Origin of the sequence: Flavobacterium sp. 5 (genome assembly GCF_002813295.1) — a bacterium.
Taxonomy (GTDB): domain Bacteria; phylum Bacteroidota; class Bacteroidia; order Flavobacteriales; family Flavobacteriaceae; genus Flavobacterium.
This window is the reverse complement of record NZ_PHUE01000001.1, coordinates 4625694-4637908: the sequence shown is the minus strand read 5'-3', so window position 1 is coordinate 4637908 and position 12215 is coordinate 4625694. Positions and strand designations below refer to the sequence as shown.

Sequence of the window (12215 nt, the reverse complement as noted above, 5' to 3'; positions counted from 1 at the left end):
AAAATTACAAACAAAGTGGTGAAAAACAATTTGTCTTGATAAATAACAATTAAAATTCCCGAAAAAAAGAGAATAAAAATCAATCGAAAAAAAAGCTGATTATATATTTTGGAGGATTTAAACATATTAATTGGTAGTGATGTTATATTTCTCTAAACGTCTGTATAAGGCGCCTCTTGAGAGACCTAATTCTTCTGCTGTTTTACTAATATTGTTATTATTTTTAAGAAGTGCTCTTTCGACAGATGCTTTTTCAATTGAAGAGAGTTGGATATCTTCTTGATTATCTTCATAAATAGTTATTTGTTCCAAATCAAGATCTGAAACCGTAATATGGTTATCCTCACAAAGAATTACAGCACGTTCTATTCTGTTTTCCATTTCTCGAATATTACCATTCCAGGCGTGTTTTTCGATTTGTTCAATCACTCTTTTGTCAAAAGTTATTTCATCTCTTCCGTATTTGGTAATCATTTTTTGCAAAAGATATTCGGCCAATGGTACTTTATCCAGAATACGCTCTCGCAAAGGAGGCAATACAATTTCCATTGTATTGATGCGGTAATACAAATCTTCTCTGAAATTTTTATCTGTAACTTCTTGTTTTAAATTCAAATTAGTCGCTGTAATAATGCGGACATTCAAAGGTCTGGCTTTTGATTCGCCCAATCTGGTAACAGTTTTGGTTTGTATTATCTGCAAAAGTTTTGATTGTAAATGCAACGGAACATTACCAATTTCATCTAAAAAAATAGTGCCATTTTGTGCCATTTCGAAACGACCTGCAGTATCGATTTTAGCATCTGTAAAAGCACCTTTGGCATAACCAAACAATTCACTTTCGAAAATATTAGAATTCAAAGACCCCAAATCAACGGGAATAAAAGGACCATTTTTTCGTTCGGATTTACTAAAAATATAATGTGCTAAAACAAACTTTCCTGTTCCGTTTTCTCCCAGAATTAAGACATTGGCATCTGTTTTGGCTACTTTATCTGCCAATGAATAGGCCTTTTTTATAGCATCCGAATTGCCAATAAAAAAATTATCGTCAGCAATTACATTACTATTAAGTTTCTTTTGATCTTTTCTGGATTTTTCGACTGCTTGTTTTACAACTTCAAGTAATTTTTCATTCTCCCAAGGCTTTAAAATATAATCAAAAGCGCCTGATTTTAGCCCCTCGACAGCAGTTTCAACTTTACCAAAAGCGGTCATTAAAATAACAACTGTTTTTGGCGAAAGTGTTTTTATTTCTTTCAATAAATACAATCCTTCTTTACCATCTTCAAAACCTATTCTGTAATTCATGTCTAATAAAACGACATCGATGGTGTTTTTTGCCAATAAATCGACCACCAATTTTGGATTATTAAGCGTAAAAATATTTTCAAAATGCTTTTTGAGAAACATTTTTGAGGCAAAAAGAATGTCTTCCTGATCGTCTATAATTAAAATTGATGTGTTTGTTTTTTTCATGTGAAGCTAATATTTGCTTTTTTTATAGGAACATGTTATCACTATTCTTCATTTTTACTGCTATAATTTGGAGTCATACTGATTTCATTACTGTTCAGTTGCGGACAAAAGATGTTCAATAATGGACAGCTTGAAAATTTAATTAAAAATAAAAACTTAAAAATAAAGGAGTTGCAATGTTTTAATTTTTTGGCACGATAATCACTTTAAGTACAACAAATAAGCAACAATGGACACCATAATCAAAAGTAAAAATAACAAAAAAAAGTATCTAATAATTGTATTACCCATTATCTTAGTTTTGGGTTATATCATCTTTGTATCGGCTACCAAAAAAAGAAGTCTTAATGTAAAAAAAGAAGAAATTTCGATTAAAACGGTTGAAGATAATTTTTTTGAAGATTTCATGTCTTTTCAGGCAAAAGCGGTTCCTGTAAATTCAATGTTGATTAATATTATTGAAGGTGGAGCAGTACAGGAAATATTTGTAGAAAACGGTGATATGGTTATAAAAGGGCAATCGTTGGCAAGATTATACAATCCAAATGCAGAATTAGCATATATGCAACAGGAAACAGCTATTATCGAACAAATAAATAATCTTAATAAAGCCAAACTTGATTTGAGAAATCAGGAATTGAATTTAGGTAAAGATTTGATTTCGATAGAACACGATTATTTGGATTCTAAAAATTTATTAGAGACCAATAAGAGTCTGTTTGAACAGGAGATTCTCGCTAAAAGTGAATGGGAGAAAACTAAAGAAAATTATCGTTTTCAGAAGGAGCGAATGAGTATCATAAAGCAAAGTGTGAGCAAGGAAAAGCAGGCGAATCAAATTCAGATCGGGCAACTCAATCAATCGATTGGCATCATGAATAAAAGTTTGGGGATTTTAAGAACCAACAAAAAGAATTTTTTAGTTACGGCACCCATTTCTGGAAGACTTTCATCATTTGAACCGATACTTGGAAAAACCTATGCACAAAATACCAGCATTGGTTTTATTGACGATCAAAAAGGATATAAATTGATAGCTGATGTTGATGAGTTTTATTTGGACAGAATTTCGGCAAACCAAAAAGGAACTGTAGATTTTGAAAACAAAACCATTGATGTTCAAATAACGAAAGTTATTCCGGAAGTAAAAAATGGAAGATTTCAAGTAGAATTAGATTTTATTTCTACTGCTAAAATGGACTTAAAACAAGGATTAAGTTTTGGAGTAAAATTAAATTTATCTGAAAAAACAAAGACCAAATTACTTTCCAAAGGAAGCTTTAATGAAGAAACAAATGGCAAGTGGATATTTGTTGTTAATGGAAATAAAGCAGAAAGAAGAGCAATTAAATTAGGAAGAGAAAATCCGTTGTATTATGAAGTTTTAGAAGGGTTAAAACCTGGCGATAAAGTTATTACATCATCATACAAAGATTATAAACAGGTAGAAGTTTTGAATTTAGAATAAGAAAAAAATAACCGTATAGACTAAATAAATATTAAAAATAAACATCAATCAAAAAACGAACAATAATCATGATCAACATCAAAAATCTTTCGAAAATTTTTAGAACCGAAGAAATTGAAACTAAAGCTTTAAGTGAAGTTTCATTAACCATTAATCAAGGTGATTTCGTGTCTATTATGGGACCATCCGGTAGCGGAAAATCTACATTATTAAATATTGTGGGATTGCTTGACAGTGCTTCGGGAGGAAGTTACCAATTACTACATCAGGAAATGGTTGGATTGAAAGAAAAAGGAAAATCTAAAGTTAGAAAAGAAAACATAGGCTTCATTTTTCAAAATTTCAATTTAATTGATGAATTATCAGTTTATGATAATATTGAATTGCCTCTGATTTACAACAAAGTTCCTTCTGCTGAAAGAAAGTTAAAAGTGGAAGCAATAGCTGAAAAATTAAATATCTCTCATCGTTTGAAACATTATCCGCAGCAACTTTCCGGAGGACAGCAACAACGTGTAGCCGTTGCAAGAGCTTTGATAAATGATCCGAAAATTATTCTTGCCGATGAACCTACAGGAAATCTGGATAGTAAAAACGGAAATGAAGTAATGGAATTATTAACCGATTTACATACCAATGGTGCCACCATTCTGATGGTTACACACTCCGATTATGATGCTTCCTTTTCGCAAAAAACTATTCATATGAAAGATGGAGTAGTACTTTCTGAAAAATTGAATCATAGAAATGTAGATGTTTTAGTAACCAATTTTAACAACTAGAATCATGATAAAAAACTGGACAACTATATTCCTATATCATATTAAAAACAACAAGCTTTTTACAACTTTGAATATTTTGGGTTTGAGTATTGGAATAGCAGGCTTAGTTTTTGCCATTCTATATTGGAATGATGAACAAAGTTACAATGATTGGAATCCTGAAAAAGATACTACTTTTCAAGTTCTGGTTGATATAGGAGAGGGCAGAGTTTGGACAAATGCTCCTGTAACATTCGATCCCTTCTTAAAAGATGATTCCAATATTAAAAAAATGATGTACTGCGAAAATTGGTATGCATCACCACTTTATAAATACAATGGAAAAAAGATAATTATTGAAAAATTGTTTAACGCTCAAAATAATTTCTTTGATTTTTTTCCTTTTGAATTTCTACAAGGAAATCCAAAAACGGTATTGCAAAACGAAAATAGTATTGCCATGAAACAAGAAACGGCAACACTCTTTTTTGGCACTGAAAATCCTATTGGAAAACAAATTCAGTATGAAAATCAAATTCTAACGGTTACCGCTGTATATAAAATTCCAGGTAATTCCGCTATTGCTCCTGATGCAGTTGTGAATAACATGAAAAAAAAGATTGATGAAAACAAAGAACATTGGGGACATTTTAATTGTGGTTGGTATATCAAATTAAAAGATCCCTCGAAAGCAAACGAACTTTCGAAAAAACTTAATTCAATTTACTATCAGAATAAAACGATTAAAGATGCAAAAGCAGAAGGGATCAGTCCTAAAGAATTTGAATCAAAATATGGAAAGTTTAAATTTTTATTAGAACCACTTACAATTTCAAGATTACATACTATAGGTCAAGGATCGCCTGAGGGAAAAGGCAACTATCAATTTCTATTGATAATGGCAGGATTATCTATTTTAATTTTACTATTATCAATAGTCAACTATATTAATCTGGCAACAGCAAATGCTATTCGCAGAGCCAAAGAAGTAGGGGTTCGAAAAATTGTTGGTGCTTCGAAAGCCGAAATAATCAAGCAGTTTCTGTTTGAAACAATTATCACTGTTTTAATTTCTATTTTACTCGCTTTGGTTATTGTTGAATTGTCATTGCCTTATTACAACGAATTCTTGGACAAAGATTTAATTATTTATGGAAATCAATTTTATCTGCAAATCATATTGATTTTTATCATTACTGTAGTCTTTGCAGGCGTTTTTCCAGCGATATATGTTTCTAATTTTGAAACTTTAAAAGTATTGAAAGGAAATTTCGGAAGAAATAAAAGTGGGGTCTGGCTCCGAAACGGAATGCTGATTCTGCAGTTTTCTATCGCTTCTTTCTTTATTATTGGTTCTTATATTGTTTACGAACAAGTACGTTATTTAAGCAATAAAAATCTAGGCTTTTCTGGATCCCAGGTTTTGGAAATTTTTTATTTTAAGACGCAAACTCTTCTCAATGCTAAAAATTCGGAACAACAAATATTTGATCGATATACAACTACTAAAAATGAAATCTCAAAAATAAAAGGAGTAGAGCAGGTAGCAACCGGAGCATTCCGATTTGGTGGAGGTAATGATTCTTCTTCAGGTTTTAGTTATAACGGAATCAATATTCAGGGGCAAAATATTGCTGTTGATTTTGGCATGCTCGAAATGATGAAAATCGAAATGGCACAAGGTCGTTATCTGGATCCAAAAATTGCCTCAGATACCATAAACTCAATGATGGTCAATGAAGCAGCTTTGAAAATAATGAACGAGAAAAATCCTATTGGTAAAATTGTCGATTGGAATGAAAACAAACTCAAAATCATTGGAATTGTTAAAGATTTTAGTCTTTACAGCCCACAGGGAAAAGTGCCGCCAATGGTCTTTTTCCACTTCAAAACAGTGCCTTGGATGATTGGAAATATGAATCATATTTATGTAAAACTGAAAGCAGAAAATACGGAACAGACTATTGCTGATATTGAAAAACTCTGGACAAAAAGTGTCGATTCCGATTATCCGTTTCAATATAATTTTATAGATAAAAGCTATCAGAGAACCTATAAAACATACGTAAAGCAAAAGAATCTTTTCTCTTTACTGAATGTCATTGTAATTCTAATTGCTCTTTTTGGGTTATTTGCTTTGGCCTCATATTCTATAGAAAGACGCATGAAAGAAATTGCTATTCGAAAAACACTTGGTGCAGAAACTAATGTTTTACTTAAAGAACTCTCAAAGCAGTATATTATTTTCGGCATAATCGGATTTATGATTGCTTTATTTCCAGTGTATTATTTACTAAATAAATGGTTGGATAATTTTTCTTATAGAATTGATATTTCTATTTATCCCTTTTTAATTGGATTCGCAGCTTTGCTGTTTTTAACACTTTTAGTAGTTCTTTCCAGAGCCTATCAGGCAACAAGAGTTGATGTTTTACACTATTTAAAATATGAATAAGAAACTAATTACGATTATCTTTTTTTTATTTTTTGCTTTAGTAAATGGCCAGGAAAATTCCTGGTCGCTTACTAAATGCATGGATTTGGCTTTGCAAAATAATATCGAAATAAAAATCAGGCAGCTGGAAATAAAACGAACTCAAAAATCTCAAAACTCTGTTTTAAACCGAATGTTACCAGTTGTCAATTTATCTGGAGAACAAAATTATAATTTTGGTTCAACTATAGATCCTTCATCAAATGGAAGAATAAGTTCCAATATTCAAAATGACAATTTCTATCTGAATGCACGAACAAATTTGATTGATTTTGGTGCTTTTGCAAATGCAAAAAAGGATAAAATCAATATCGAAATCGCCCAAGCTGATAAAGAAGTCATTGAAAACGAATATAAACTACAGATTTTAGAAAGCTATTACCAAACACTTTACACTCAGGAATTATTAAAAATTCAGAAAGAACAATTCAAGCAGGCAATCTTTAACTTAGACAGAGTCACAAAAGAAGTCGCTATTGGAAGTAAACCCCAAAGTGATTTATATGATATGCAATTGAGTTTTGCAGAAGAGGAGAATAGAAATTTGGAATCGGAACAATTGTATGGAATCAAAAAAATGCAATTATTCCAATTGATGAATGCTACAGCTATTGCAACCGAAAAAGTTGTACTGGAAAATGTTTTAAATGAAACCACAACTAACGATACAGATATAGCAAATAACCCAAAAATAAAACGCGCCGAACTTCAGTATCAAAACAGTTTAAAGTCAATAAGTCTGGAAAGAGCCAATAATTTACCAATAGTATCAGCATATTATGGATATTCAACTTTTTATTATACCATTTTAAATCAGCCAATTGGAAGCACTATCAACTTTAAAAATCAATTGGAAGACAATAAAAACCAACAAGTAGGCATTCAAATGATTGTTCCAATTTTTAACGGATTTAGAAACAATAAAAAAATAAGTGCATCGAAAATTGAAAGCGAAAAAACAAAACAGGGTATAGAACAAGAAAAACAAGAATTAGAGAAACAAGTTGCCCTTGAAGAACAAAATAGGAAAAACTATCAGGAGATTCAGAAGAAATTGAATGAAAAACAAAAATATGCAAAAGCTTCTTTAACTACTACACAAGCTAAATTTACTAATGGAAAAGTAGAAGCAATTTTATATTCTTCGGTTAAAAATCAATTGCTTTCAGCAGAATATGACGTATTGAAGAATGGTCTTCAATTACAATATATTCACTTGAAATTAAATTTATTGAAATACAATAGTTTATAAATTAATGAATTTATTCTAATCAGTTTTTAATTCTAATTTTTTCAAATTTACGTCTTATAATACGTCATTTTTCTTTAGACATCGCCCTCTGGGTTCATCACCTTCATGAAGTACAATTTCTGAATGTAAAAACTGTGCAGCCTCAGCTGAATCTTTTACTTTGGAAGCACTACGTTGCAACATTTCTGACTCAAACTCAGTTAATACACTTTCTCTAACTCCGACTTCTCTCCATTGGGATAAAGGTCTGCATCCTTTTGATATGCCCCGAGCCAGTGAGAGCGCATCCAGTAATGCTTGATTGGCTCCCTGTCCTTTGAACGGACTCATAGGGTGCGCCGCATCTCCAATCAGAGTTACTTTTTTTCCTTTTTCTAACAATTCTGAATCAAGTAATTCTCTGTCATAGACGGGATAACCAGAAATCTGAGTTACTAGTGTAGCCGCGATAATTTGAGGAATAGGATCGTGCCATTGAGTTCTACGACATGCTTCTTCTTTGAGCGCTTGAGGTCCTTTAGCACTTAATTCCTTAGCTTCTTCTTCTGGCATTGGGAAGCTAAGCTGCCACATTACCGAGTCTGACGTATAAGGCATTATGTAGATACGCTCATTTCCATTGGCTGTTTGAAAAACGGTAGCAGAATCCAATAAAGAGCTAGTAGTATCTTGAATAGCTTTTAGAGGACAAATACCCAATATCACAATACAATCCAAATAACGTAAAGGAGTAACATTCTCACCAATCAACAACCTTCGTACCGAACTACGAATACCATCGGCTCCAACCACAAGATCTGCTTTGTAGGTCTTTAATTCACCATTTACTTGAAAATTTAAATCAACACCTTCACCATCACATTCTTTAAAATCTACTAACTGGTGATTCCAATGCACTTTGTCATGACCTCCTAGTTGTTTAAGTAGCGCTAAACGTAAAGCTTGCCGTGAAATATGCACATTAGTACGTTTCTGAAATGTTTTTGCATCTGATTGCATCCATTTTCTGATTCCCCATTCCCCAATTACCTTTCCTTCAGTAGTATGTACAACATGCCTTGTTGAAATCACTCCCTCATCTAACGAGAAAATACCCAATCCTTCGATTGCTTTACTAGCTTGCTGCAAAGTAAGTCCATAGCCCTGAGATCGGGCATTAAAATCACTATCTCGTTCATAAATAGTAAAAGGGATTCCTCGGTGCAAACAAGCCACAGCCAGAGCCACACCTCCAATACCTCCACCAATAATAGCAACATGTGGGTAATTTTCTTTATCTGCTATAGGGTAGGCAGTAGAGAAAATCACCCCAGATCCAGCACAATTTAAGCAGGTATACAGGTGACCTTTAGGACGAACAGGAGCTGTTCCTTTATCTTTTGTTTTTTCAAATTGATCAAGTTCTATTTGGTAGCTTCGTCTTGCTTTATCACTAAGACCTCGACTTTTTTTGCCACGTCCTTGACATTCCTGGCAAATAGTCCATGCCTCATTTTCCGCTTTTTTCACTTCCTTTTTTATTTTACTTGATCTTGGCATTTGTATAAAAATTTGCCATTATTCTAGTCTGCAAATTTAAAACAAAAGTGCACCAGTGCAAAACTACATTAAAATTTTAAGAGAAAATTCTAAACACAACCAGCTGGAATATTTTACAGAATAATTGCATTTAAGGAAATTATAGAGAATAAAACGGTTAAAGTCTTTATTCAAGGAATCAATACTGCTTATAATTAAAACTATTATCAAACTGTTCAAAATAATCAGTTCATATAACTCATAATCAAATTTGTTTTAAATTGATAAAATGATCCCTTCATTATGTAATAATCAGATTTTTCTATTTTTATAAATTTTATAAAAAAATCATTCTTGCTATTTGTCATATTATATCCCCCCGAATAAATACAGTATTGCAAAAATGATTTTTTTGAAATTTTAAAATAAAAAAATATGTTTTTTTATTTTTATAATGGTAAATTTATAAGATTATTATAATATTTTACCATTTTATTCATAAAGAAAAACTGATAGCATTACAGAATTAAAACTATTCAAAACCTGTATTTTATTCTATTAGTAAATGGACGCTTTCTTACATTTTTACTATTCAGAATAAAAAACAAATTGCCCTTTTTAGAGTAGAGTGTGTTACTCAAATAATTAAATATTAAATGGAAGGAATCAAAGCTTTTAGATATTTTAAAAAAACAAATATTATTATTCTTTTAATATTAATATTCGTTTCCTGTTCTGCTTTGATATTTATTAATTGTTTCACAATTAAAATTCTCTCTGGTAGCAGAGCTTATGTGAATGGTGAATCACATTATTCTAAAGGACAGAAAGATGCTGTTCGACATCTTATTACCTACTTATATACCGATAATATAGAGCAATGGAAATTATATGAAAATGAATTGAGTGTACCTCAAGGCGATGGTACTGCACGCATAGCTTTGATAAAAAATCTGAATACTGACATTATCAAAAAAGGGTTTCGAAATGGTAGAAATCATGAGAAAGATTTGGACGATTTAATTTGGGTTTTCAAAAATTTCAAAGCCATTCCGTTTATGCGCAAAGCAATAAATGAATGGCGGCAAGGTGATATATTGATTTCTCAGATAGATTCTATAGGTGATGAAATTCATAAAGAGATTATAAATGGACATTTAACTGTTACATCGCGAAATTATTTTCTCACTAAGTTAAGTGACGTTAGCGATAAACTCACAATTAATGAACGCAATTTTTCTAATACGCTAGGTGAGGGGACAAGGGAGATAAGAGATTATCTTATCTACACCAATATCTTTTTTGTCTTAATTATTTTCGGAAGTGTCAGTTTGTATTATAACACCATGATAAAAAGATTGTTATTTTCAAAAAACGAAATTAATGAATCCAATAAGTATCTTCAGACAATGATTACTGATTTAGAAAACATTAAAACCGATTTGTCAAAAGAGATTATTCAACAAAAAAAAATTATCGGAACTATTAGTCATGATATTAAAAGTCCACTAAAATATATAGTCCTGATTGGGAAGTATTTATGTGAGGAAACTAAAAAAACAAATAACTCCGTTTCACATAAATACGCAACTTCAATACTCAAATCTTCGTCACAACTTTATGAATTTACTAATGTACTAGTGGAATATTCCGATATTTATATTGAAGAAAAAAGATATGAAATAGTGGCTTATCCCTTTTATGATTTAGTTCACAAAAAGATAGAATTATTCACGGAAATAGCTCACAATAATAATTCTGTTATTTTTAATAAAGTAGACAAGAATTTAATATCTCATGTAAACAATAGAATTGTAGCAATTATTTTGCACAATTTACTCGATAATGCTATCAAAAATACAATCTTTGGTGAGATTGAAGTTGGTGCTTTCGCAGATAAAAATAAATTTGTTTTTTGGATAAAAGATACTGGAATTGGAATGGATCAGTATTTAATTGATTATTATATTGATCTATTTAAGAGTAAAGAATCAGAAAAGTTAATTCTAAATAACTTTGGAATAGGACTCCATTTTGTTTTAGAATTGCTTATTATTTTAAAAGGAAACATCAATTTCTCCAGTGTTGTAAATGCTGGTACCACTGTAACTGTCGAAATTAAATATTAAAAACTTAACTTAAGAATCTATGTCAAAAAAAATACTAATAGTTGATGACCACTTAGTTGTACGAACTGGCGTTTCTATAATTCTCGAAGAAAGTTTTGAAAGTATAGAACTGTTTACAACCGAAAATTTCCCAGACACCATTTCTCTTTTGAAAGAAAATGAAATAGAGCTTATCATTCTAGACATAAATATTCCCGGAGGAAAAAATAAAGAAATGATACGTGAAATTAGAGAGTTGCAAGCAGATGTAAAAATTTTAATTTTTTCTGTTTATGAAGAAACCACTCATGCTTATCAATACATTATGGCTGGAGCCAATGGTTATTTAAATAAACTTAGTGACAAAGAAAAAATAGTTTTGACCGTAGACACCATATTAAAGACAGGAAATTATTTTGCACCGGATATTGTAAATACAATCATCAATGCATCAATAAAAGGACAAACTTTAAATCCTCTTGATAAATTGTCTAAACGAGAAATGGAAATTTGTGAATTATTAATAAAAGGAAATGGGAATATTGAAATCTCCAATAAATTAGATATATGTATGACTACTGTAAGCACACATAAAAATAAAATATTTGGTAAACTCAACATCAAAAACATAGTAGAATTGATTACTATATTTAATCAACCCAATGGATAAAGAATTTCTCTTAAATAGAATAAAACAAGTTTTTTCTATGATCAATAGATAATTTATGGCAACATGATTTGTAATATCTAAAATGAAATGATAAATAAAAGCAGCTACTTTTTTAATATGAAAACGAAAAAAGTGCTTTTTAGGTAAAATTTAAAACTTAATCTTCATCTATTAATTATAAAAATTTTGTTATTGATACTTCAATTTAGTAAGTTAAATCTTTATTTTATATATGTTTTTTATTTTAGCTAACTTTTTACAAATCCTTTGTTTTTCTTGAGTTATATATAAAATAGTACTATTTTATATATAAATTTTATTTTTTTAAACAAATTTCTTGCAAAAAAACTTTGTTAAATAAAAATAAAATTTCTAAATTAGACGATGAATAGATAAAACAATACTTTTCAAAGAAAATATATTCTTTTAAAATTGTTTTAGACACACTGTTAAAAAGCAATATTA

At 30.5% G+C, this 12215-nt stretch carries 8 protein-coding genes; 6 read left to right on the top strand and 2 right to left on the bottom strand.

Annotated elements, in window-relative coordinates:
* Positions 1 to 126 precede the first annotated feature (126 nt).
* Entirely contained in the window at positions 127 to 1479 is a 1353-nt protein-coding gene (locus CLU82_RS19365; RefSeq protein ID WP_100844651.1) for a sigma-54 dependent transcriptional regulator, read from the bottom strand.
* Between the two features lie 229 nt (positions 1480 to 1708).
* Here CLU82_RS19365 and CLU82_RS19360 point away from each other — a divergent pair, with 229 nt between their 5' ends.
* The 4 genes from CLU82_RS19360 to CLU82_RS19345 all read left to right on the top strand — a co-directional run bounded on the left by CLU82_RS19360 (position 1709) and on the right by CLU82_RS19345 (position 7454).
* Positions 1709 to 2947, top strand: coding sequence for an efflux RND transporter periplasmic adaptor subunit (locus CLU82_RS19360; RefSeq protein WP_100844650.1), 1239 nt, complete (start codon positions 1709 to 1711; stop codon positions 2945 to 2947).
* Positions 2948 to 3015: 68 nt separating this feature from the next.
* Positions 3016 to 3729, top strand: a complete 714-nt coding sequence (locus tag CLU82_RS19355; protein WP_100844649.1) for an ABC transporter ATP-binding protein — start codon at positions 3016 to 3018, stop codon at positions 3727 to 3729.
* A 4-nt stretch (positions 3730 to 3733) separates the two neighbouring features.
* Complete coding sequence (locus CLU82_RS19350; protein WP_100844648.1) at positions 3734 to 6163, top strand: ABC transporter permease; 2430 nt, start codon at positions 3734 to 3736, stop codon at positions 6161 to 6163.
* Complete coding sequence (locus CLU82_RS19345) at positions 6156 to 7454, top strand: TolC family protein (protein ID WP_100844647.1); 1299 nt, start codon at positions 6156 to 6158, stop codon at positions 7452 to 7454. The genes CLU82_RS19350 and CLU82_RS19345 overlap by 8 nt, the downstream gene beginning before the upstream one ends.
* A 54-nt stretch (positions 7455 to 7508) precedes the next feature.
* Here the strand turns inward: CLU82_RS19345 and CLU82_RS19340 are convergent, their stop codons facing one another.
* Positions 7509 to 8993 (bottom strand): NAD(P)/FAD-dependent oxidoreductase, encoded by a 1485-nt coding sequence (locus CLU82_RS19340; protein ID WP_100844646.1) that lies wholly within the window; start codon positions 8991 to 8993, stop codon positions 7509 to 7511.
* A 635-nt stretch (positions 8994 to 9628) separates the two neighbouring features.
* On the opposite strand from CLU82_RS19340, the gene CLU82_RS19335 reads away from it, so the two are divergent.
* Together CLU82_RS19335 and CLU82_RS19330 are read left to right on the top strand one after the other, a co-directional pair.
* Entirely contained in the window at positions 9629 to 11101 is a 1473-nt protein-coding gene (locus CLU82_RS19335) for a HAMP domain-containing sensor histidine kinase (RefSeq protein ID WP_100844645.1), read from the top strand.
* A gap of 19 nt (positions 11102 to 11120) precedes the next feature.
* Positions 11121 to 11750 carry a response regulator transcription factor gene (locus CLU82_RS19330; protein WP_100844644.1) on the top strand — a complete coding sequence of 210 codons (630 nt, stop codon included), beginning with the start codon at positions 11121 to 11123 and terminating at the stop codon, positions 11748 to 11750.
* Positions 11751 to 12215: the final 465 nt, after the last annotated feature.

Coding starts and splice junctions, on each gene's coding strand:
- CLU82_RS19365 (WP_100844651.1), bottom strand. CDS start 1,479: ATGAAAAAAACAAACACATCAATTTTAATTATAGACGATCAGGAAGAC.
- CLU82_RS19360 (WP_100844650.1), top strand. CDS start 1,709: ATGGACACCATAATCAAAAGTAAAAATAACAAAAAAAAGTATCTAATA.
- CLU82_RS19355 (WP_100844649.1), top strand. CDS start 3,016: ATGATCAACATCAAAAATCTTTCGAAAATTTTTAGAACCGAAGAAATT.
- CLU82_RS19350 (WP_100844648.1), top strand. CDS start 3,734: ATGATAAAAAACTGGACAACTATATTCCTATATCATATTAAAAACAAC.
- CLU82_RS19345 (WP_100844647.1), top strand. CDS start 6,156: ATGAATAAGAAACTAATTACGATTATCTTTTTTTTATTTTTTGCTTTA.
- CLU82_RS19340 (WP_100844646.1), bottom strand. CDS start 8,993: ATGCCAAGATCAAGTAAAATAAAAAAGGAAGTGAAAAAAGCGGAAAAT.
- CLU82_RS19335 (WP_100844645.1), top strand. CDS start 9,629: ATGGAAGGAATCAAAGCTTTTAGATATTTTAAAAAAACAAATATTATT.
- CLU82_RS19330 (WP_100844644.1), top strand. CDS start 11,121: ATGTCAAAAAAAATACTAATAGTTGATGACCACTTAGTTGTACGAACT.